The following is a 21,466-nucleotide window of genomic DNA, read 5'->3' on the forward strand; positions in this document are numbered from 1 at the left end:
GCTGGCGCTGGCAACAGTGCAGCGATCCCCGGCTCGCCCCACATGTTAGGCGCGCATGCTGCCCTGCCACAGAGCGGTGAACGGGGCACCCGAAACCACCCGGTTTTTGATGCCCTCAGTGACAAATGCCTTGGCTGTGCGGGCCGCTTCCAGCGGGGTGGCACCCTTTGCCAATTCCGCCGTCACGGCTGCGGCCAGTGAACATCCGGCGCCGGAAACTGCCACCTCACCAACTTTCGGCGCGGTGAGGACTTCCATGGTCTGCCCATCAAAGAAAACGTCCACGGCGTCTTCCCCCTCCAGCCGCACCCCACCCTTGGCGAGGACTGCTGCACCGCTGATGGCATGGATTTTGCGGGCGGCTTCCTTCAGGTCCTCAACGTTATTAATGCTCATGCCCGAGAGTGACTCGGCTTCGAAGTGGTTAGGTGTGACAAAGGTTGCCAGCGGCAGAAGCTGAGCCTTGAGCGCCTGATCGGTGTCCAGCGCATGACCCGGTTCCTGGCCCTTGCAGATCAGTACTGGGTCCAGCACCACGTTCTTGAAAGCGGCCGCTTTGAGCGCGGTTTCCACGGTGCTGATGGTGGCGGGGCTACCCATCATGCCGAGCTTGACGGTGTCCAAGGTGGTGGGGGCTCCCGAGTTTGCGCCGTAGGCAGCCAAGGTAGCTTCCAACTGGTCCGCAATGACTTGCTGCTCCACCGGAACAAAGCGGTGGTTCCAGTTGTCCTTCGGGTCAAAGGAGACAATGCACGTCAGGTTGACAATGCCGAAAACGCCCAGCTCTTGGAACGTTTTCAGGTCAGCCTGGGCACCGGCGCCGCCGGTTGCTTCGGATCCGGCAATGGTCAGGGCAAGCGCAGGGGCATTATGTGTCATGGAACTATCTTGCCACTTCGCGTTGCCCTACCAATGTTGCCGGGCCGCAGGTAGATTCAGCGTTGCCATGAGATTTTTTGTGCCAACCTCTAGGAGATTGCCTTGGATAAGGAATCAACAGCCGTAGTTTTTATTGAGTTTCAAAATGATTTCACCTCAGAAGGCGGTGTCTTGCATGAGGCCGTGAAGGATTCCATGGCAGCCAACAACACCTTGGACAATGCAGAGAAAGTGTTGGCGGCTGCACGGGAGGCCGGAACCACCGTGATCCACTCCCCCATCAGCTTCGCCCCCGGCTACAACGAAATCTCCAAACATCCCTATGGAATTCTCAAGGGCGTAGTTGATGCCACAGCGTTTGTGAAAGGTGCTTGGGGCGCCGAAATCATGGAGCGTTTTGCACCGCTCGAATCAGACATTGTGATTGAAGGTAAGCGCGGTCTGGACGCTTTTGGCAGCACCAACCTTGACTTCATTCTGCGTTCCAAAGGCATCAAGACTGTGGTGCTGGCAGGTTTTCTGACCAACTGCTGTGTGGAGTCAACCATGCGCACCGCTTACGAACGCGGCTACAACGTCATCACCCTGACGGACGCTGTGGCCGCCACAAGCGTTCAGGAGGGCGAGAGTTCAGTCCAGTTCAACTACCCCATGTTCTCCACACCAACCACCACCGACGAGTTCATTGCTGCCTTGGACACGGCCGCAACGCTGGAGGATTCCTCACGCGGCTACTGACCGTCGTTTCATTCCCCGTTTTCGCTTTTGCGCTTTTTCGCTGAACTTCGGTGAAGAAAAAGCAGCAGCCCGGAACCATGTTTCATGATTCCGGGCTGCTGAAAAGTCGGTGGGCCCTGCGGGGCTCGAACCCGCGACCCACGGATTAAAAGTCCGATGCTCTACCAACTGAGCTAAAGGCCCGACCTAAACGTCGCCCTCACAACAATGAATCCACTGCTGCAAAAGTTGACGCATATTAGACTACCGCACAGCATGCACCAGAATGCAATCGAGCCACGGAATGTTGTTTGCGCCCGGCCCGTTCTCTCGACCCGGCCCGGTGGCAGGGGTAGTGTCGTGTCATGAATGATCGACCAGTTTCCAACGCACCCCGCCCGCACAAACCAGTGCCGTTCTCACCTGCGGACTTTGAGAACCACGCTGGCGGCATCGATCCGGCTCGTGTCTCCGAGGCCGCCCACCTTGCCGCCCGCGCACTGGTCCGCGGCGGCCGTGAAAGTAACGATCCAGAGATAACCAAGCGCCTTGTCAAACTTGCAGATAAGCAGGGGCTTGAGGCCATCGCAGAAATGTGGGCGGCAAGCCCCGCCCGCTCACTCCCCGGCGCACTCTGGCGTCTCTACGCCCTGCGCGCAGCAACATTGCACGATCCTGAAGGCATTAGCGTGTTTTTCCGTGCAGGCCAGCAAAAAGCCCAAGTAGCCAACGCCGTCGCCGGAGTCGCTGAGCCGCCCGGCGCGGAAGAAATCACCGTCATGGCAAACGCCATCCTCTCCGGCGCCTTTGACGGAGATTTTGACATTGCCCTGGACCGCTCCGCCGCGTTTTGCCGTGTAGTGGCGTTAGGTCAGGCCACCTTGGCTGTAGAACGTGGAGTTGCTCACCCCGAACACGCCACTGCCTTGACGAAAAAAGCCCACCAACTGGTGCGCACGGCCGAAGATTTAGAGAGCGCAGCCAAGTCATGGAGGAAAGGCGAACTCGACTAATCAGTCTCACGCATGGGCCCCCAGTTGACACTCGAGCCCAGACGTATAAGACTGAAAGTGGTGCCGAACCGTGGAACCCCCGGGCTCCATTTTATAGCCGCCTAGAGCGGCCTAGTGCCGAGAGGCGCTCCCGGTTCGGCACCACTTTTTTGCCCTGATGCTACCGGGATAATCCGTGCGAATCCGCTAAGAACAAAGGTCTTGCCGTGAAGTTTCGACTTTTTCCCCAAGAGACTGCAGGGCTGCAGGCCCTGACCCGCATGTCAGAGCACATTTTATCCGGCACACAAACCCTGGCCGAGCTACTGGGTGCCGGCCGGGCAGATTTCACCCCCTTGGCGGAAACGCTGCGTAAACAAGAGGCGGAATCAACCGCCAACTTCGCCACGCTCCTGACAAATATGCGCACCAGTTTCATCAACCCGCTGCCCCGCGAGGACCTGTACATCCTGGGCCAGCTATTGAATGAAACCAGTGAGATCCTCACGGGCGCCGGCGAAGTGGTTGAACTCTACGTCCTGGACCGCATTCCCACACGCATTAGCGACCAATTGGAAATTCTCTCCCGCCAAGCAGAACTCACGGCGACGGCCATGAAATCGCTCAATGATCTGGACGGCCTAGAGGATTACTGGCTGGAGGTGCTGCGCCTGTCCAAGCGGGCCGATCACACGCACAGAGTGGTTGTTGCAGAATTGCTGGAAGCCCACAGCCCCACCATATTTACAAAGTACAGCAGCCTGTCCAATCAATTCGCAGCAGCCAGCCGTCAATTGCGCACGGTGGCCACACAGGTGGGCAGCATTATCGTCAAGGAATCCTGACCTTGATAGCGTTCCTCCTCGGAGCCGTGATCGTCACGGCCGCAACTTTCGCCTTCCTGAACGGTTTCCGCGATGCCTCCGCCGCCGTCGCACTTTCCGTGCGCACCCGCGCCCTGACACCCAGCATTGCGGTGCTTTTGGCCAGCCTGTTCAACTGCCTCGGCGCCGTGGCCAGTGTAGCTTTGACGGCAGCCTTTGCGGACAAAATTTTCATGGTTCCCACTGGACGCATCGGGCTGATTCTGCTGCTGGCCGCCCTCATTTCCTCATGCTTGTGGGGTATTTATCTCTGGTGGCGCGGCTTTCCTTCCTCGTCCACACATGCCCTCATCAGCTCCCTGGGCGGCGCGTCGCTGGGCTCGGCGGTCATTGGTTACGCACCCGTGGACGGCATCAATACCACCATGTTCACGCTGGTGCTGCTGCCACTGTTGATTTCCCCGCTGGTGGCGTTTGTGCTGGGTTTCGCCGCGGTTTACCCTTCCTCCTGGGCGGCGCGGAATACGGCTCCGAACCGGGTCAACCGGCGTGCCCGGCAATTGCAGTCAGTAGCTGGCGCCGCCGTGGCTTTTGGTCATGGTCTCCAAGATGGCCAGCGGACCACGGCGGTTGTCCTGTTCGCGCTAGTGGCGGCCGGGTCCATTGGTGCTGGGGAAATACCCGTGTGGGTGGTGGTGTTCACTGCGGCACTGCTCGCCTTGGGCACCTTGTTTGGTGGCTGGCGAATCTCCTACACTTTGGGCCACCGGCTAGTGCGGGTAGATCCCATGCGCGGTTCCGTGGCCCAGATGCTGGGAGCCGGGCTTTTGTTCGTTGGTGCCATTGGTCTGCACATGCCGCTGTCAACAACGCACACTGTCACTGCCGCTATTGTGGGCGCCGGAGCCAATCAGCGTTTCTCCGCAACCAACGGGCGGGTACTGCTCAAAATTGCGCTGGCGTGGATCGCCACACCCGTTGTCTGCGTTATGCTCGGCGCCTTGTTCTTCCTGGCACTGTCCCCGCTTGCCTAGGCTTAGCCGCCAGCTGGATCAGGCGTTGGCTGCTTCGATGATCTCTGCGTGCAAGCGCAGCAGGGGGGCCGTGCGTTCGGCCGGGCCGCGACCAAAACCACACTCTGTGGCGATGCCAAAGGACTCCAAGCCTGCACCGGCCAGCGCTGGGCGGGCGGCGGCGATTCGCTTGGCCGCGCCGTCAACACCGTCTTCGTGGTGTACCAGGCCCAGGAACAGCCTTGTTTCGGGGTGCAGGGTCAGGCTGGCCAGCGGAGCAAAGTAGGCGCTGTCATGGCGCTCTATGGGGACCGGCAGGTGCACAAACTCGATGGGGCGGGTGATCTTGGCGGACAGCGCATTGGCCACGGCAGTGAGGTTTGCGGCGTCGGCGGGCTCAACGAAGTGTTTCTCGGCAACGTCGCCGTAGCAAAGGTGGATGCCAAACTGCACATCAGCGGGGATTACGGAGGCAAAGGCGGCGGCCATGGTGGAAACTGCATCGATGATGCGCGCCGGGGTGGGGTTGGCGCCGTCCATGTACCAGAACTCAGGGATATTGGCGCCCGCGCAGACTTGTTCAATGTGGCTAAATTCAACGGCCAGATCTATTTGGATGGCCAGGTCCGTGGCGGGGATACCGGCAGCTATTTGAGCAATTTCACGTTCCATGGCTGCGGCGTAGGCCGGGTAAACAAGGCCCTGGTCAGCGTCGTTTAGGTATGAACTCAGCGGGGCCATCGGTGTCGGCAGGGCAACCTGGAAGCGGGTGCCCTCGGCGATGGTGCCGGCCTCGCGCAACGCCTTGAAATTCTGGTAGCTGGCCAGCGCCGCCTCGGCATAACCCAGCGGGCCAAACGTCAGCTCGGCGGCGGGCACTGAGCCGTCAAATCTAATTTTACGCAGATCGAAACCTGCAATCATGAACGGCTCACCCGGCACACGGCTCAGTCCCGGGGTGGCTTCGATTCTGGCGCCCTGAAAGAGTATCCAGTGGAACCTCTCACCCACTTCGCCGTCCGGGATGCGTGCGGCGTGAGTGCCGAGGTTCTCCGCCACAATGCGCAGCGTGTCCGCAGCTGTGGGCTGGTTGATGGAGCCTACCAGGTGGGCGCCGCGGACAGCAGGGAGTGAAGTCATGTTTCCAGCGTATCGCCCGGGGTGTCCAGAATGGAAAGCGCGCCCGCCTCCCACATCTGCGCCCGGTCTACGGGGCGCAGATGTGGGAGGCGGGCGTATTTTTTGCGGTATTCAGCGTGGCGGAGGTTAGCCGAAGCGGCCGGAGACGTAATCCTCAGTGGACTTCTCTGCGGGGTTGTTGAAGATGGTGGCCGTCTCGGCAAATTCAATCAACTTGCCGGGCTTGCCGGTGCCGGCAATGTTGAAGAACGCGGTCTTGTCAGAGACGCGGGCGGCCTGTTGCATGTTGTGCGTGACAATCACCACCGTGTACTCATCTTTTAGCTCATTGATGAGGTCCTCGATGGCGAGTGTAGAGATGGGGTCCAAGGCCGAGCAGGGCTCATCCATCAAGATCACATCCGGGGAGACCGCGATGGCGCGGGCAATGCACAGGCGCTGCTGCTGGCCGCCGGACAGGCCGGAGCCGGGCTTTTCCAGCCGGTCCTTGACCTCGTTCCACAGATTGGCGCCGCGCAGCGACTTCTCCACGAGATCATCGGCATCGCTGCGTGGCATGCGCCGGCTGTTCAACTTCACGCCGGCCAGAACGTTATCGCGGATGCTCATGGTAGGGAACGGGTTGGGGCGCTGAAAGACCATGCCAATTTGGCTGCGCACCGTCACGGGGTCTACACCGTCGGCGTACAGGTTGTCGCCGTCAAGCAGTACCTTGCCCTCTACCCGGGCGCCGGGGATAACCTCATGCATGCGGTTCAGTGTGCGCAGGAAGGTTGACTTGCCGCAGCCTGAGGGGCCAATGAAGGCGGTGACGGACTTGGCGTCGAGGGTGATGTTGACGTCCTCCACAGCCCGGAAATCGCCGTAGTAGACATTCAAATCGCTGACATCAATACGTTTTGACATGGTTCAAGGTTCCGTTCAGAAGAATTTAGCGGCCGGTTTTCGGCGCGAAGAGGCGCGCCACTAAGCGGGCGCCGAGGTTCAGTAGCATGACGAGCAGGATCAGCAGCAACGCCGCAGCCCAGGCACGTTGGGTGGACGGGTCAGAGTTTGAGGGCGAAGTGGGCGTCATAATCTGCGTGTAAATGAAGGTGGGCAGCGATGACATCCAGCCGGCAAAAACGTTCATATTGATGCTGGTGGCGAACCCGGCAGTGACTAACAGTGGTGCGGTTTCACCAATAACCCGTGCAATGGCCAAGGTCACACCGGAGGCAATACCTGAGATCGCCGTCGGAATAACCACCTTGACAATGGTCCGCCACTTGCGCACGCCCAGTGCGTAGGCGGCCTCGCGCAGTTCATTGGGCACAATCTTGAGCATTTCCTCACTGGAGCGCACCACCACAGGGATCATCAGCACGGAAAGGGCCACTGCGGCCACAAACCCGGTCTTGGTGCCCGGCCCCAGGATCAGGGCGAAGAAGGCGGCCGCGAACAGGCCGGCCACAATCGAGGGGATGCCGGTCATGACGTCCACCAGGAAGGTGATGACTTTGGAAAACTTGTTTCCGGCACTGTATTCCACGAGATAGATGGCGGTTAGCAGGCCCACCGGAACCGAGATGATGGTGGCCCAGAGGGTGATCAACACCGAGCCCACCAGCGCGTGATAGACACCGCCCAGCACCGGGGTGCCATCGGCCACGGCGGCGTTGTCGACGGCGCCCGTCACACCATTCATGGAGGTACTCAGGAAGCCGGGGGTCAGCAAGCCCGGGACCCCATTGAGCAGAACAGTCCAGATGACCGAAACCAGCGGCAGCAACGCCACGAGAAAGGCGCCGTAGATGAGGGAGCTGGCCAGCTTGTCAGTGGCTTTGCGGCGGCCCTCAACAATGGCGGCGGCCGTGACGTTGGCTGCGGCAAAGAGCACCGCGGAGAGCACGGCCCAGCCAAAAACGTTGAAGCCAATAAGAGACAGGAGAGCCGCAGAGACAACAACGGCGCTGGCCGCAATCACCCAGGGAGTGTAGCGGGGCAGGCGGCCGCGGGTCAGTGCGGAACGTTTGCGTTCAGTTATGAGCGTGGCCATACTAGTTGGCTCCCGAGAATTCTTTGTGGCGGTTGATAACCCAGCGGGCCACCATGTTCACTGCCAAAGTGATGAGGAACAGCACCAGACCGGCTGCGATGAGTTCGTGCATGCGCAGGCCAAAGGCCTCCGGGAAGTCAAGGGCAATCTCCGCGGCAATGGTCTGATTGCCGGAGCGAATCAAGGAGGCGATCAGCGGCCCGGAGGAGAGCACCAGCGCAACCGCCATGGTCTCACCAAGAGCCCGGCCCAAACCCAGCATGACGGCGCTGATGATGCCGCCGCGGGCAAAGGGCAGAACTGCCATGCGAATCATTTCCCACCGGGTGGCCCCCAACGCCAACGCCGCTTCTTGGTGCAGCATGGGGGCCTGCAGGAAAATCTCCCGGGTGAGTGAGGCGATGATGGGCAACACCATGACGGCCAGCACAATGCCCGCCGTCAAAATGGTCTTGCCCGTCCCGGACGCCGGTCCGGCGAAGATGGGAATCCAGCCTAAGTGCTCAGCCAGCCACGCGTAGGGCGCTTTGAGGGAGGAAGCCAGAAAGCTGGCTCCCCAAGCGCCGTAGACAACTGAGGGAATCGCTGCAAGAAGGTCCACCACATAGCCCAACCCCCTGGCCAGGCGCCGCGGGGCATAGTGCGAGATGAACAAGGCCACTGCCACCCCGATGGGCGTGGCGATGAGCAGTGCAATCGTGGCTGCAATCAACGTGCCAATGACAATGGGGAAGATGTAGGAGAAGAACCCCTCTCCCCCCGTGATCTCGGCAGGGTTCGCACTAAAAGTGGGAAGTGCCTGGACAACCAGGAACAGCGCCACGGCAAACAACACGGCAACTATCAGCGCACCGGCGCCCAGTGCCGCACCGGAGAACACTCGGTCTCCTGTGCGGCCTGACGCAGAGCGCCCTGCCCCCGATGTGGGTGCGAGCTTTGTGGTGGTCAATCTAGTACTTTCTACTGACTCTTGCTTCGAACTCTTGCCTAGAACCGGCGCTTACTTACTGGCGACGCTGATGGAGTCAATTGACGCCTTCGCCTTGGCCGCCAACTCGGCGGACAGGGGCGCGCTCTTGGCGGCGTCGGCTGCCTGCTTCTGACCTTCGTCGCTGAGAACAAAGGAACCGAAGGCCTTGACCAGGTCAACTGCGCTGGTATCCGGGTAGGAGGCGCAGAACACGCCATAGGAGACCAGCACTGCCGGGTAGGCTCCGGCAACGGTGGTGGTGCGGTCCAGCTTCAGGGATAGATCGTTGGCACTGCGCCCTGCCACAACAGTTGCAGCGTCAACTGCTTTGGCTGCAGCCTCGGCGGTGACGGGCACAAACGCGTCTCCAACCTTCAGCTCAACTTTGCCCAAGGCGTCAGTGACTGCCGAGTCATCAGCGTAGGTGATAGCGCCGGCTGTCTCGATGACGGTTTTGACAACCCCCGAGGTGCCCTTGGCGTTCTCGCCGGGCAGAGCTGAGGGCCAGTCACCGGACTTCTTATCAGTCCACACACCCGAGGCGGCTGCGGCCAAGTAGTCGGTGAAGTTCTCGGTGGTGCCAGAGTTATCGGAGCGGTGCACGGGCGTGATGGCCAAATCCGGCAGTGTGGCGTCCGTGTTGGCTGCCTTGATGGCCGGGTCATTCCAGTTCTTAATTTCGCCCCGGAAAATCTTGGCGATCGTGTCGGCGTCGAGCTTGAGGTCCTTGACGCCGTCCACATTGAAGGCCACCGCGATCGGTGAGATGTACCAGGGGACGTTGATGGCGCCGTCGGGCCCGCACTTTTCCTTGGCGGAGGTGAGCTCTTCGTCCTTCATGAACGCGTCCGAGCCGGCGAACTGCACGGCTCCTGCAATCAGTGCCTTGCGTCCCGCGCCGGAGCCTTCGGGTGAGTACTGAATCTTGGCGCCGGAGTTCGCGGACTCAAAGCCGGCCTTCCACGCGTCCATAGCGGCGGAGATGGAGCTGGCGCCCGTACCGGTCAGTGTTCCGGTGACCGTTGAGCCGGTGCTTGCCGTGGTGCCCCCGCCGTTACCGGGGGTGACCACGTTGTCCGTACCGCATGCTGTAAGTGCCAATGCGCCGACGGTGAGAACTGCTGCTACGCGGCCAATGTGAAGTGCCTTCACGCTTTTACCTCTTCGATGGGTTGCATTCTTCTTTTTCATTACTCTTCGAGAGTAGGAGGCTGAAGTGAAGCCGGGGCCCCTCCCAAGTGAACGCAAGGTTAACGCTTCAGGGATTCTTCGCCTTCACTTACCGCAGCTTTAATGCCCGACGCCGGTCACCTCCTTCTTGTTTCGGCCCACCAATCGGGATCAGCCGCTGCGCATAGACTAATTCCATGCCAGGTTCAGCCCCGTCGGAGCCCACTGGGACGGCCGCCACAGTTCTCTTTCTCAAGCGCCGTATCCGGCTCGGCCTGCGCCGCAGCGCAAGCTCAGTTCTGCCCGCCTTGTTGATGGCCATTTGCGCTGTTTCCGCCTACTACTTTTCAGAGCTGGTGTTGGGGCATCAAGGCCCCTTGTTTGCCGCCACCAGCGCCATCATCGCTCTCGGCTTTTCTAGGGACCCGCGTGTGCGCCGCGTCCTTGAAGTGGGCCTGGGTTGCACCATAGGCATAGCCCTGGGAGACATGTTGCTGCACTGGCTGGGCTCCGGGATCTGGCAGGCCGCCTTAATATTGTTCCTCTCCATAGTGTTGGCCCGCTTCTTGGATAGCGGAGCCATCTTCACCACGCAGTTGGCACTGCAGTCCCTTCTTGTGGTGCTGTTACCGATCCCGGCCGGCGGCCCATTTACTCGCAGCCTGGACGCGGTTGTAGGTGGCTGCTTCGCCTTGGCAGCTACGTTCTTGATCCCCCGGGACCCGCGCCGTGAGCCCAAGGATGATCTCAAGGAAGTGCTCGGTGAGCTTTCCCTGGTGTTGCGTGAATGCGCCTCCGCCTTGGCGTACAACGATTCCACCACTGCCTGGCATGCACTGGTCCGCGCCCGCGGCCAGCAACCCCGCATTGACGCCATGCGGCAGGGTTTGCGTGGCTCTGTTGAGATTGCCCGACTTTCCCCCTTGTACCGCCGGCATTTACAAGAAGTTGAGGGGCTGGCGAAGCTCATGGTGCGGGTGGATTATGCCATGCGTTCGGCCCGGGTTTTAGCCCGGCGGCTGGCCAGTGTCATCAACAATGCGGCCCTTTCTGAGGCCGGGTCCATGCACTTGGCCGAAGTTATGAGTGAGACGGCAGCTGCCGTGGATGAGCTGGGTGCGGCCCTTGCCGATACCACTTCACGCATTACGCTGAGCCACGCCCGTGATTCCCTGGCAGACATTGCCATTCGTTTGCACCCGGCTACCTTGGAAATAACGCGCATGGAGGGAGAAACAGTGGTGTTGCTGTTCCGCACACTCATGGTGGACCTGTTGGAAGCCGCCAAGATGGACCCCGCCGACATCCGCTCATTATTGCCAGCACTCTAATAAGCGGGCGCAGCGCACTTCACCTGAGGTGCCGCGGGCACTTCACCTGAGGTGCCGGAGCGCCGGGCCGCCCGCGGATGTCGGTGCCCGGCGCTAGGCTTGAACCATGGCAGCAAAGAGCGCAAAAACAAACTCGGGACAGAATTTCCGTTGCACGGAGTGCGGCTGGAGCGCCGTGAAATGGGTTGGCCGTTGTGGCGAATGCCAGGCTTGGGGCACCTTGGAAGAAATTGGCACCGTGGTTGTCAGGACCACGGCGGCCACCACTGTTCTGCGCCCAGCCCAGCTGATTGCGGACGTTGACGCCTCCAAGGCCGCGCACAACCTCACGGGAGTCCCGGAGCTGGACCGTGTTCTAGGTGGTGGCATGGTGCCAGGGGCCGTGATCCTACTGGCGGGGGAACCCGGTGTGGGAAAGTCCACCCTGCTGCTGGATGTGGCTGCCAAATTTGCCCGTAATGACCATGGCCGTGCACCCCAAAAGGTGCTGTACCTAACGGGTGAGGAATCGGCGGCCCAGGTGAAGTTGCGTGCCGAACGTATTGGCGCGGTTGCGGACACTTTGTATCTGGGCGCCGAAACGGATCTTGGCACCGCTCTGGGCCAGGTGGAAGCAGTGCAGCCGGCACTGTTGATTGTTGACTCGGTGCAGACCTTTAGCAGCGCCATGGTTGATGGGGCAGCGGGTGGGGTCTCGCAGGTGCGCGAGGTGGCGGCCTCACTCATTGCTGCCGCCAAGCGGTTGAACATGACCACTTTGCTGGTGGGTCATGTGACCAAGGACGGTTCCATTGCCGGTCCCCGCCTTTTGGAACACTTGGTGGATGTGGTGTGCCAGTTCGATGGTGAACGCCACTCCCGTCTGCGCCTGTTGCGAGCCGTGAAAAACAGGTACGGGCAAACCGATGAGGTGGGCTGTTTTGATTTGACGGACAACGGCATCGAAGGTCTGGCAGATCCCAGCGGGCTGTTCACCTCACGTATTTCGGCACCCGTTTCAGGCACCTGCATCACGGTGACCATGGAGGGACGGCGCCCCCTGCTCGCCGAGGTTCAAGCACTTCTAACCCCGTCCCTGGGGTCCTCGCCGCGGCGCACTGTCAGCGGTCTGGATTCCACCCGTGTTGGCATGCTGCTTGCCGTGTTGCAGCAGCGGGCAGGGCTGCGGTTGGACGCCGATGACAGTTATGTGGCCACGGTGGGCGGGGCCCGGTTGAGTGAGCCTGCCTTGGACCTTGCTGTGGCCATGTCCATTGTTTCGGCTAAAACCAACAAGGTTGTCCACGCCAAGATGGTGGCTTTTGGGGAGGTGGGACTAGCCGGTGAGGTGCGCCCTGTGCCAGGCATCAACCAGCGTATCCAAGAGGCCAGCCGCCTGGGTTACACACATGCTCTGGTGCCGGCAAGCGCCAATGGCCCCGGTCCCATTCCACCGGACTTCACGGTCAAACAGATCGAGCACATCGCCGAGGCAACGGAACTTCTGCTGCACCTTTAGGGGTTTTGGAGGTGATCAGGACACAGATCGGTCAAGATGCGCGCGCCTAAAGGCAAGGCGAGGCTCAAAGGTGTAGGGCTCCTACTATTATGGGCACTGTGACTTGCGCGGATTCCCGCGCTTGAAAAGAAGGAACCGCCCATGCTTCGCAGCCCCGAAGAGGCCCTCAAGGCCACTCTTGCCCGTGTCGCGCCGGGAACGCCACTGCGTGATGGGCTGGAACGTATTCTTCGAGGCCGCACGGGTGCACTCATTGTGCTCGGTTCAGATAAGACCATTGAAAGCCTGTGCTCTGGCGGCTTTGAGATCGGCATAGACTTCGCCCCCACCAGCCTTCGTGAACTGGCAAAAATGGACGGTGCAATAGTCTGCGACAAGGACGCCACCAAGATACTCCGCGCTGCCGTCCAGCTGGTCCCTGACCCCAGCATTGAAACCCAGGAATCAGGCACCCGGCACCGCACGGCCGAACGCGTAGCAATCCAAACCGGTGTCCCGGTAGTTTCCGTTAGCCAATCAATGCAGATCATTGCCCTCTATGTGGATGGCTTGCGCTACGTCCTTGAAGGTTCGGAAAAAATTCTGGCCCGCGCCAACCAAGCCCTGGCTACTTTGGAACGTTACCGGGCACGGCTGGACCAGGTGACAAGTTCATTGTCGGCGCTGGAAATTGAGGCCATGGTTACTGTCCGCGACGTAGCTATCACCTTGCAACGCCACGAGATGGTGCGCCGCATTTCCGAAGAAATTGCCCAGTACGTCCTTGAACTGGGTGTGGATGGGCGCTTGCTCTCCCTTCAGCTCGAAGAACTTTCCGCAAGCCGCGGCTCCGGTGCGGATATGGTGATCCGCGATTACACCGACCCGGAAACAACAGATGTTGACGCCGCTGTGGCTGCCCTGCAGGAGATTGACCAGGCTGACCTCATAGACCTGAACGCAATTGCCGGCATTGTTGGCCTGGTCTCTGGCAATGACTCCATCGACGCCATCATCCAGCCTCGCGGCTACCGCCTGGTTTCGGGCTTGAAGGCCGTCCCGCCCGCCATTGCGGGGCGTCTTGTTGACCATTTTGGTGGCTTGCAGAACCTGATGGCAGCCACCATTGACGAGCTCATGATGGTTGATGGGATCGGCGAGCTCCGCGCCCGCAACGTCCGCGAGGGCCTCTCCCGCATTGCCGAAGCCAGCTTGTTGGACCGTTTCCTCTAACCCGCAGCTGCGGCAGGGGTGCCACAAGCTAGTCCACGGGCGCCAGTTGCTACGTCAAGGTGAAGGTGACCTTTTCGCTGGACCATTTCCCTAGGGTGGCCACCAGAACATACGTGGCGCCACCGCGGCCGGGTTGGGAGACTACCTTGGCGCAGTCAGGTGCCGTCCGGTTCTGCTGCCACACAAAGTTGGCTTTCTCCGAAGCACCCGGGGCCAGGTTCTTGACCAGATCCGTGCTATCCATTTGGCAGTACGCGGAGTTGAAGATGATGTCTTCGCCACTGGTGATCAAAAATTCCATTTGGCTGGTGCCCACGTTGATATCGCAATGGGTCTTGCCGGAATTTGTCACCTGCAGGGTGAGCACTGGATGATCATCTGGCCCATAGGAGGGTTTGTCTACGCTGGCCTTGACTTTGATCCCGGCCTCATCGCACACATCCGACGGCGGAGTTCCCGCCTTGGCAGCGGGCTTGGCTTTTTCAGTAGGGCTGTTGCCAACCACAGCAGGTTGGGTATCATTTTTGCTCCCACCGCCAAGGAACCCGGAGATCAAGAAGGTTCCTGCCACAATCGCGGCTACAACCAGCAGCGTCAGGACCGCCACTACCATGCGACGCCGGCGGTAGACCTTGGCTGAAACACCGGGCTGCCGTGGTGGCTTTCCCTGAGGCCCTGCGCCCGTCGATGCGGGTTTGCCACCGGGCGCAACTGAGGAATTCTTGCCACGTCCGGAACTACTTGAATTTCCCACAAACCCAAGCCTAGCGAAATCCCGGAGCTGCGCCTGACCAACCACGCCGTCAGCCGCCTAACCGTTAGCGGCTACGCTAAAAGGAACGCTCACCTTCCCCGCTATGTTCATCACCCTGGCCACCGGCCAGTTCTCCCTCGCAAGGAAATTCATGCCCACCACAGCGCCCTCCCGCGTTCCCACAGAAGTCCTGCACCACCGCATCAATGCCTGGTTCCAGCGCGAAGCCAGAGACCTGCCATGGCGCCATGATTGCTCTGCCTGGGGCATTCTTGTCAGCGAGATCATGTTGCAGCAGACACCCGTGGTGAGGGTGCAACCGGTGTGGGAAGCGTGGATGGAGCGCTGGCCCACCCCGGCAGACTTCGCGGCGGCTCCGGCCGCCGAGGTGCTGCGCGCCTGGGGCCGTTTGGGCTACCCCCGGCGAGCTTTACGGCTGCATGCTGCCGCCACTGAAATTCTTCAAAAGTACGACGGCGCTGTGCCGAACACGTACACGGAACTTCTGGCGCTTCCCGGCGTGGGGACGTACACGGCTGCGGCGGTTGCCGCGTTCGCGTATGGCCAGCGCACCACCGTGGTGGACACCAATATCCGTAGAGTGCACGCCCGGCTAGTCATTGGCCAAGCACTGCCGGCACCGGCACTAACTGCTGCCGAAATGACATTGGCGGCCCAGCTCCTGCCCGAGGACCGCGATAAATCTGTGCTGTGGAACGCATCAGTGATGGAATTGGGGGCTTTGATCTGCACGGCTAGGAGCCCAAAGTGTGAGCAATGCCCTGTGTTTGAGCAATGTGCCTGGATTGCTGCGGGCCAGCCGGAACCTACCTACATTCCAAAAGGGCAACCATGGGCTGGGACAGACAGGCAGGTGCGCGGGGCGGTTATGGCTGTGCTGCGGGCTGCCAGCTCGCCCATCCATGCAGACCTCCTGTGGGATGCACAGGCTGCCCAGTTACACCTGGAAGTAACGGCCGAGCTGGCAAAACTGCACCAGTTGAACACCCACGCGCCCCAACTAGAGCGTGCCCTCGCAGGCCTGGTGGTAGACGGCCTAGCCCAGCTCTCACCCGCCGGGTACCAACTCCCCGCGTAACCCTCAGGCCGCTGGAGCTGAAATGACGGGCAGATGACAGCAACGGAGGTAGTTGTTAAGATCGGAGGCCTGTGGACAGGCCTCCGATCTTAACAACTACCTCCGCATCGCCTTGCCGGCGCGCGAACCACCCGAAAATGACAGCCACCACGTCCTGGTATCTCAGATCTCTCCGAATCCGGCTTCCACTTGCGTGCGCACCAGTTCCACGGCCCGTTGCGCGTCCGGACCCGTGGCCGAGACGTTCAGCTCCGTGCCCTGTGCGGCACCGAGCGTCATCAGCATCATGACCGACTGCCCGTCCACCCCGTTGATTTCAATATCCACATCCATGGCCCCGAGTGCGCCTGCCAGTGCCCCCGCCGGGCGGGCGTGCAGGCCCATGGGGTTGATGAGCCTCAGCACAGCCGTCACAGCGGTATCAGCCACGGCAGCGGATGAAGCTGGCCCCTCGGCAGCGGCCGGCGCGGGTACGGCGGATATGGCTGGTGCAGCCAGCGCCGTCTCGGCGGCCTTGAGTACCACCTCGAGTGATGCCCCGGATTGTGCGGCCACCGCGGCAGCAACCGCACCTTCAACCAAAGGCGCGTCGGCCAAGCGGACCAGCTCGGGGCTGCCCATGAATTCCAGCGCGGCTTCGGCCGTCATGACGGCCGAGCCAAGATCGGTCAGCACCACTGCCCCGGCCCCGGTATCTGCCTGCCCCAGCGCACTCATGACCTTTTCCAGCGATGTCCCAATGCCGCCGTCGTCCATGCCACCGGCGGGAATCAAAACCACATCGGGGGCCATCTGCTCGGCCAGTTCAACAACCCCGGCCGCCAGCTGGGTGCTGTGGGAGACAATGACCAACCCTACGCTCATGCGCCCTCCCCCGCGGCCTGTGCTGCTGCACGCAAAATCAGTGCCGAGGAGACCGAGCCCGGATCGCGGTGCCCAATCGCCCGCTCCCCCAGATAGCTGGCGCGGCCCTTGCGGGCAATCAATGGATCCGTGGAGACGGAACCGGCCTCGGCAGCCGTGGCTGCCGCAGCCAAGAGGGCCGCCGGAGTGGCCCCGGAGGCAGCAGCTGCGGACGCGGCGTCCACGGCCGGGGTCCAGGCGTCAATCATGGTCTTCTCTCCCACTGACGCCTTGCCACGGGCAACCACACCGTCCCGTGCGGCGGCCAGGGAGGCGGCGAGCGTGTTTGAATCCAGCTCGGCTGCGTCCCCCACGGCTGTGGCGGCACGCAGGAATGCCGTGCCATAGAGCGGCCCTGCAGCCCCTCCCACCTTCGACATCAACGTCATTGCCACCAGCTTGAAGGCGGCTCCGGGGGTGGCGGGCGGCTCGGCGTCGAGCTTCGCCAGGACGGCACTGAAGCCGCGGTCCATATTTTCGCCGTGGTCCCCGTCTCCAATGACCCTGTCCAGCTCAATCAAGGCCATCCGGTTTTCGGCAATGACCTTTGCTGCCAGCCGCAGCCATTGCACGGCCCAGGCAGTGTCAAGTGTCGGTTTCATTTACATCCCCCAGCGCAGTGCAGGCGTGTTCACGGGTGCATCCCACAGCTCAATCATTTCATCGTCCAGGCGCAGCACCGAGATTGAGCAGCCCTGCATTTCCAAGGCGGTGATGTAGTTACCCACTAGTGAGCGTTCCACAATGAGTCCGGCAGCTTCCAGGACCTTGGCGGCGTGCCGGTACACAATGTACAGCTCACTTGCCGGGGTGCCGCCCATGCCGTTGACAAAGAGCAGTACCCGCTCCCCTGCCGCCGGAGCAAGGTCGCTCAAGATCGGCTCCAGCAGCCGATCGGTAATTGCGTCGGCGTTCTCCATGGGAATCTTGTGGCGCCCCGGTTCGCCGTGAATGCCAATGCCAATCTCAATCTCATCCTCGGCCAGTTCAAAACTGGGCACCCCGGCATGAGGGACAGTACAGGCGGACAGTGCAACACCCATGCTGCGCACGTTGTCGTTGACGCGCTGGCCAATTGCGGCCACGCCGTCCAGATCATCCCCGCGCTCTGCGGCAGCACCTGCGATCTTTTCCACCAGCACGGTCCCAGCCACCCCGCGGCGCCCTGCCGTGTATAGCGAGTCCTCCACGGCAACGTCGTCGTTGACTAGGACGGTGCGGACAGAAACGCCTTCAGCCTCAGCCATTTCGGCTGCCGTCTCAAAGTTGAGCACGTCACCGGTGTAGTTCTTGACAATATGCACCACGCCGGCACCAGCGTTGGCTGCGATGGTCGCCGGAATAATGGCGTCGGGAGTAGGCGAGGTGAACATGGGGCCGGGAACTGCGGCGTCCAGCATGCCATATCCCACATAGCCCGCGTGCAAGGGTTCATGGCCACTGCCACCGCCCGAAATCAGGCCCACCTTGCCGGCCCGGGGCGCGTCCTTACGGGTCACAAAGAGCGGATCAGTGTGCACCCTTACATGTCCGGCATGTGCCTGGCCAAATCCCTCCACCGATTCATCGACTACCGTCTTGGGATCATTGATGAGCTTTTTCATGACTAAACCCTCCGAAATCACACAGCGATTAGTGGGGTGCCTTGGAACGGCCCCCCTCTGAACCCTACCCGGGCCTATGCCCCGTTGGTAGAGATGTCAGCTCTTCGCTGCGGTTACTACAACTGGCAGATCATCCTGGTATTGCCCAGAGTATTGGGTTTAACCCGGGCAAGATCCAAAAATTCGGCAACACCTTCATCGGCGGATCGCAGCAGTTCGGAGTAAACGGCGGGATCAACAACGCTCTGGTCGGCCATGACGGTGAAACCACTGCGGAGAAAGAAGTCCACCTCGAAGGTCAGGCAAAAGACACGGCTGACGCCGAGTACTCTGGCATTTACCAGCAACTTTTCAACGATCGCCCGGCCAATTCCCCTGCCCCGTAAGGTATCAGTAGTGGCGAGGGTGCGGATCTCTGCAAGGTCTTCCCACATGACGTGCAGCGCCCCGCAGCCAACAATTTCGCCATCAATTTCTGCAATCAAAAATTCTTGGATGGCCTCGAAGTAGGTGACGGACTCCTTGGAAATCAGAATTCTCTTCTCGGCCAGCGGGGCCACCAGATTCTTGATGGCGTGGACATCGGCCGTCCTGGCAGGCCGGAGGACAATAGCGGGGGCAATGATTTGTGCAGTCACCGCTTCAGTCTATGACCCCGGGGGCACCTTAAACCGCCACCACTTAAACCACATCCCACTTAAACCACAGACGCCCGGTTAGCTAACTAACCGGGCGTCTGGCGAGGTACTACTTTGTTGCTTTAGGTTTGGTTCTTTAGGCCGAGGCCGTGATGGCGTCCGGGATGTTCGGCTTGGCCGTGCCCACAAAGGTGAACTTCGCCTCGTCGCCCTCGCCCTCAACGCCCACTGAAACGATGTCGCCATCCTTGAGCTCACCGAAGAGAATCTTTTCGGAGAGGTTATCCTCAATCTCACGCTGGATGGTGCGGCGCAGCGGCCGGGCACCCATCGCCGGATCGTAGCCCTTGGTGGCCAGCAGGACCTTCGCGGCCGGGGTGAGCTCAATGCCCATGCCCTTATCTGCCAAACGAGTCTCCAAGCGTGCAACCATGAAGTCCACGATCTCGATGATCTCGTCCTGTGTGAGCTGCGGGAACACCACAACGTCATCAACACGGTTCAGGAACTCGGGGCGGAAGTGCTGCTTGAGCTCCTCCGAGACGCGTGCCTTCATCCGGTTGTAGCCGGTCTGTGTGTCCGAGCCGGACTGGAATCCAGTGGCAATCGACTTGGAGATGTCGCGCGTTCCCAAGTTGGTTGTCATGATGATGATGGTGTTCTTGAAGTCCACCACTCGGCCCTGGCTGTCGGTCAGACGACCATCTTCGAGAATCTGCAGCAGCGAGTTGAACAGATCGGCGTGAGCCTTCTCCACCTCATCGAAGAGCACCACGGAGAACGGACGGCGGCGGACCTTCTCGGTCAGCTGGCCACCTTCTTCGTAGCCAACGTAGCCCGGAGGGGCACCGAACAGGCGCGAAACCGTGTGCTTTTCCGAGTACTCGGACATGTCCAAGGTGATGAGTGCGTCTTCGTCGCCGAAGAGGAACTCAGCCAAGGCCTTGGCCAGCTCGGTCTTACCAACACCGGTGGGACCGGCGAAGATGAACGAACCACCCGGACGCTTGGGGTCTTTCAACCCCGAACGCGTACGGCGGATCGCCTGCGAGATGGACTTGATGGCTTCGTTCTGACCCACCACACGCTTGTGCAGTTCATCTTCCATCTTCAGCAGACGCGTGGACTCGGCCTCGGTCAGCTTGAAGACCGGGATACCGGTGGAGTTCGCCAATACCTCAGCGATGAGTTCTTCGTCGACCTCGGAGATCTCATCCAGGCCACCTGACTTCCACAGGCGTTCTTTCTCGGCACGGGCGGTGATGAGCTTCTGCTCATCGTCGCGCAACGAGGCGGCACCCTCAAAGTCCTGAGCGTCAATGGCGTCTTCCTTGCGCTTCTTGACAGCAGCAATTTCACCATCCATGGCCTTGAGCTCGGGTGGTGCAGTCATGCGACGGATGCGCAGACGGGCACCGGCCTCATCGATCAAATCGATGGCCTTATCCGGTAGGAAGCGGTCACTGATGTAGCGGTCAGCCAAGGTAGCAGCCGCCGTCAGCGCACCGTCGGTGATCGAGACGCGGTGGTGTGCCTCGTAGCGATCACGCAGACCCTTGAGGATCTCAATGGTCAGCGGAACGGTGGGTTCCATCACCTGGATGGGCTGGAAGCGGCGCTCAAGAGCGGCGTCCTTCTCAATGTGCTTGCGGTACTCATCCAAGGTAGTGGCACCAATGGTCTGCAGTTCACCACGAGCCAACATGGGCTTGAGGATCGAGGCAGCATCGATGGCACCTTCGGCGGCACCGGCACCCACAAGGGTGTGGATTTCGTCAATGAAGAGGATGATGTCCCCGCGGGTGCGGATTTCTTTGAGGACCTTCTTCAGGCGCTCCTCAAAGTCACCTCGGTAGCGTGAACCAGCCACAAGGGAACCCAGGTCAAGGGTGTACAGCTGCTTGTCCTTGATGGTCTCAGGCACGTCGCCGCGCACAATGGCCTGCGCCAAACCTTCAACAACGGCTGTCTTGCCCACGCCGGGCTCACCAATGAGGACCGGGTTGTTCTTGGTGCGGCGAGAGAGGATCTGCATGACGCGTTCCATCTCATGCTCGCGCCCAATGACCGGGTCAAGCTTGTTTTCCCGTGCCGCCTGGGTCAGGTTCCGGCCAAACTGGTCCAGCACCACCGAACCCGCGGGCTGGCCCTCGGGTTGCTGGCCGCCACTGGCCGCCGGCTCCTTGCCCTGGTAGCCGGAAAGCAGCTGGTTGACCTGCTGGCGCACGCGTCCAAGATCCGCTCCGAGCTTTACCAGCACCTGCGCGGCAACGCCTTCGCCTTCACGGATCAGCCCGAGCAGGATGTGCTCGGTGCCAATGTAGTTATGGCCCAGCTGTAGCGCCTCACGCAGTGAAAGTTCAAGAACTTTCTTGGCGCGCGGGGTGAAGGGGATGTGCCCGCTAGGAGCTTGCTGCCCCTGCCCAATGATCTCTTGGACCTGTTCGCGAACACCGTCCAGCGAAATGTTCAAGGACTCCAAGGCCTTGGCGGCAACACCTTCACCCTCGTGGATGAGACCGAGCAGAATATGCTCCGTGCCAATGTAATTGTGGTTGAGCATGCGGGCCTCTTCTTGGGCCAGCACAACAACACGTCGGGCTCGATCAGTGAATCGCTCAAACATTTCGCCACACTCCTTTTACTGCGTACTTTGATGCTACGCAGTAGCCGGGCCTCGTGGG

Annotated in this window: 20 protein-coding genes and 1 tRNA gene; 8 read left to right on the forward strand and 13 right to left on the reverse strand. The window is 60.8% G+C overall.

What is annotated here, in order from left to right:
- Nucleotides 1–45: 45 nt before the first annotated feature.
- Complete coding sequence (locus RY113_RS10400) at nt 46–879, reverse strand: hydroxymethylpyrimidine/phosphomethylpyrimidine kinase (protein WP_315914499.1); 834 nt, start codon at nt 877–879, stop codon at nt 46–48.
- 102 nt (nt 880–981) lie between these two features.
- Between RY113_RS10400 and RY113_RS10405 the strand changes: the two genes are divergently transcribed.
- Nucleotides 982–1,617: a cysteine hydrolase gene (locus RY113_RS10405; RefSeq protein ID WP_110105837.1), complete on the forward strand. Its 636-nt coding sequence runs from the start codon at nt 982–984 to the stop codon at nt 1,615–1,617.
- Between the two features lie 110 nt (nt 1,618–1,727).
- On the opposite strand, the gene RY113_RS10410 is transcribed toward RY113_RS10405, so the two are convergent.
- Nucleotides 1,728–1,800 (reverse strand) — tRNA-Lys (locus RY113_RS10410).
- Nucleotides 1,801–1,961: 161 nt separating this feature from the next.
- Between RY113_RS10410 and RY113_RS10415 the strand changes: the two genes are divergently transcribed.
- From RY113_RS10415 to RY113_RS10425, 3 genes are all read left to right on the forward strand, one after another.
- Nucleotides 1,962–2,609, forward strand: a complete 648-nt coding sequence (locus tag RY113_RS10415; protein ID WP_315914500.1) for a hypothetical protein — start codon at nt 1,962–1,964, stop codon at nt 2,607–2,609.
- 206 nt (nt 2,610–2,815) lie between these two features.
- Nucleotides 2,816–3,433 (forward strand): DUF47 domain-containing protein, encoded by a 618-nt coding sequence (locus RY113_RS10420; protein ID WP_110105835.1) that lies wholly within the window; start codon nt 2,816–2,818, stop codon nt 3,431–3,433.
- Between the two features lie 2 nt (nt 3,434–3,435).
- On the forward strand, nt 3,436–4,446 hold the full coding sequence (locus RY113_RS10425) for an anion permease (RefSeq protein ID WP_315914501.1): 1,011 nt from the start codon (nt 3,436–3,438) through the stop codon (nt 4,444–4,446).
- Nucleotides 4,447–4,464: 18 nt separating this feature from the next.
- Here RY113_RS10425 and RY113_RS10430 read toward each other — a convergent pair whose 3' ends face one another.
- The 5 genes from RY113_RS10430 to pstS form a co-directional block, all read right to left on the reverse strand.
- On the reverse strand, nt 4,465–5,565 hold the full coding sequence (locus tag RY113_RS10430; protein WP_315914502.1) for a hypothetical protein: 1,101 nt from the start codon (nt 5,563–5,565) through the stop codon (nt 4,465–4,467).
- A 126-nt stretch (nt 5,566–5,691) separates the two neighbouring features.
- Nucleotides 5,692–6,471, reverse strand: a complete 780-nt coding sequence (gene pstB / locus RY113_RS10435) for a phosphate ABC transporter ATP-binding protein PstB (protein WP_110105832.1) — start codon at nt 6,469–6,471, stop codon at nt 5,692–5,694.
- 25 nt (nt 6,472–6,496) lie between these two features.
- A complete protein-coding gene (pstA, locus tag RY113_RS10440) occupies nt 6,497–7,603 on the reverse strand; it encodes a phosphate ABC transporter permease PstA (protein WP_110105831.1) in 1,107 nt (368 codons plus the stop codon).
- A gap of 1 nt (nt 7,604) precedes the next feature.
- On the reverse strand, nt 7,605–8,552 hold the full coding sequence (gene pstC, locus RY113_RS10445) for a phosphate ABC transporter permease subunit PstC (RefSeq protein WP_315914503.1): 948 nt from the start codon (nt 8,550–8,552) through the stop codon (nt 7,605–7,607).
- 51 nt (nt 8,553–8,603) lie between these two features.
- Entirely contained in the window at nt 8,604–9,725 is a 1,122-nt protein-coding gene (pstS, locus tag RY113_RS10450) for a phosphate ABC transporter substrate-binding protein PstS (protein WP_315914504.1), read from the reverse strand.
- 215 nt (nt 9,726–9,940) lie between these two features.
- Between pstS and RY113_RS10455 the strand changes: the two genes are divergently transcribed.
- From RY113_RS10455 to disA, 3 genes are all read left to right on the forward strand, one after another.
- Entirely contained in the window at nt 9,941–11,074 is a 1,134-nt protein-coding gene (locus RY113_RS10455; RefSeq protein WP_315914505.1) for an FUSC family protein, read from the forward strand.
- A 106-nt stretch (nt 11,075–11,180) separates the two neighbouring features.
- Entirely contained in the window at nt 11,181–12,572 is a 1,392-nt protein-coding gene (radA, locus tag RY113_RS10460) for a DNA repair protein RadA (RefSeq protein WP_315914506.1), read from the forward strand.
- 141 nt (nt 12,573–12,713) lie between these two features.
- Nucleotides 12,714–13,784 carry a DNA integrity scanning diadenylate cyclase DisA gene (gene disA / locus RY113_RS10465; protein ID WP_110105826.1) on the forward strand — a complete coding sequence of 357 codons (1,071 nt, stop codon included), beginning with the start codon at nt 12,714–12,716 and terminating at the stop codon, nt 13,782–13,784.
- A gap of 49 nt (nt 13,785–13,833) precedes the next feature.
- On the opposite strand, the gene RY113_RS10470 is transcribed toward disA, so the two are convergent.
- Entirely contained in the window at nt 13,834–14,538 is a 705-nt protein-coding gene (locus RY113_RS10470; RefSeq protein ID WP_110105949.1) for a hypothetical protein, read from the reverse strand.
- 151 nt (nt 14,539–14,689) lie between these two features.
- Between RY113_RS10470 and RY113_RS10475 the strand changes: the two genes are divergently transcribed.
- Nucleotides 14,690–15,637, forward strand: a complete 948-nt coding sequence (locus tag RY113_RS10475) for an A/G-specific adenine glycosylase (protein ID WP_110105948.1) — start codon at nt 14,690–14,692, stop codon at nt 15,635–15,637.
- 162 nt (nt 15,638–15,799) lie between these two features.
- Here RY113_RS10475 and dhaM read toward each other — a convergent pair whose 3' ends face one another.
- The 5 genes from dhaM to RY113_RS10500 all read right to left on the reverse strand — a co-directional run bounded on the left by dhaM (nt 15,800) and on the right by RY113_RS10500 (nt 21,408).
- Nucleotides 15,800–16,501: a dihydroxyacetone kinase phosphoryl donor subunit DhaM gene (gene dhaM, locus RY113_RS10480; protein WP_315914507.1), complete on the reverse strand. Its 702-nt coding sequence runs from the start codon at nt 16,499–16,501 to the stop codon at nt 15,800–15,802.
- Nucleotides 16,498–17,142, reverse strand: a complete 645-nt coding sequence (dhaL, locus tag RY113_RS10485) for a dihydroxyacetone kinase subunit DhaL (protein ID WP_315914508.1) — start codon at nt 17,140–17,142, stop codon at nt 16,498–16,500. Before dhaL ends, dhaM begins: the two co-directional genes overlap by 4 nt.
- Nucleotides 17,143–18,144, reverse strand: a complete 1,002-nt coding sequence (gene dhaK / locus RY113_RS10490; protein WP_315914509.1) for a dihydroxyacetone kinase subunit DhaK — start codon at nt 18,142–18,144, stop codon at nt 17,143–17,145.
- A 116-nt stretch (nt 18,145–18,260) separates the two neighbouring features.
- Nucleotides 18,261–18,767: an amino-acid N-acetyltransferase gene (locus RY113_RS10495; protein ID WP_110105947.1), complete on the reverse strand. Its 507-nt coding sequence runs from the start codon at nt 18,765–18,767 to the stop codon at nt 18,261–18,263.
- A gap of 151 nt (nt 18,768–18,918) precedes the next feature.
- Nucleotides 18,919–21,408, reverse strand: coding sequence for an ATP-dependent Clp protease ATP-binding subunit (locus RY113_RS10500; RefSeq protein WP_110105822.1), 2,490 nt, complete (start codon nt 21,406–21,408; stop codon nt 18,919–18,921).
- Between the last annotated feature and the right edge of the window lie 58 nt (nt 21,409–21,466).

The sequence above is a fragment of the Arthrobacter sp. lap29 genome, from assembly GCF_032458965.1.
Lineage (GTDB): Bacteria > Actinomycetota > Actinomycetes > Actinomycetales > Micrococcaceae > Specibacter > Specibacter psychrochitiniphilus.

Bases quoted from the DNA above. Each gene is read 5' to 3' on its own strand.
- dhaL (WP_315914508.1), bottom strand. From the start codon at position 17,142: ATGAAACCGACACTTGACACTGCCTGGGCCGTGCAATGGCTGCGGCTG.
- RY113_RS10415 (WP_315914500.1), top strand. From the start codon at position 1,962: ATGAATGATCGACCAGTTTCCAACGCACCCCGCCCGCACAAACCAGTG.
- RY113_RS10455 (WP_315914505.1), top strand. From the start codon at position 9,941: ATGCCAGGTTCAGCCCCGTCGGAGCCCACTGGGACGGCCGCCACAGTT.
- RY113_RS10500 (WP_110105822.1), bottom strand. From the start codon at position 21,408: ATGTTTGAGCGATTCACTGATCGAGCCCGACGTGTTGTTGTGCTGGCC.
- RY113_RS10475 (WP_110105948.1), top strand. From the start codon at position 14,690: ATGCCCACCACAGCGCCCTCCCGCGTTCCCACAGAAGTCCTGCACCAC.
- RY113_RS10430 (WP_315914502.1), bottom strand. From the start codon at position 5,565: ATGACTTCACTCCCTGCTGTCCGCGGCGCCCACCTGGTAGGCTCCATC.
- pstB (WP_110105832.1), bottom strand. From the start codon at position 6,471: ATGTCAAAACGTATTGATGTCAGCGATTTGAATGTCTACTACGGCGAT.
- dhaK (WP_315914509.1), bottom strand. From the start codon at position 18,144: ATGAAAAAGCTCATCAATGATCCCAAGACGGTAGTCGATGAATCGGTG.
- dhaM (WP_315914507.1), bottom strand. From the start codon at position 16,501: ATGAGCGTAGGGTTGGTCATTGTCTCCCACAGCACCCAGCTGGCGGCC.
- RY113_RS10400 (WP_315914499.1), bottom strand. From the start codon at position 879: ATGACACATAATGCCCCTGCGCTTGCCCTGACCATTGCCGGATCCGAA.
- pstA (WP_110105831.1), bottom strand. From the start codon at position 7,603: ATGGCCACGCTCATAACTGAACGCAAACGTTCCGCACTGACCCGCGGC.
- radA (WP_315914506.1), top strand. From the start codon at position 11,181: ATGGCAGCAAAGAGCGCAAAAACAAACTCGGGACAGAATTTCCGTTGC.
- disA (WP_110105826.1), top strand. From the start codon at position 12,714: ATGCTTCGCAGCCCCGAAGAGGCCCTCAAGGCCACTCTTGCCCGTGTC.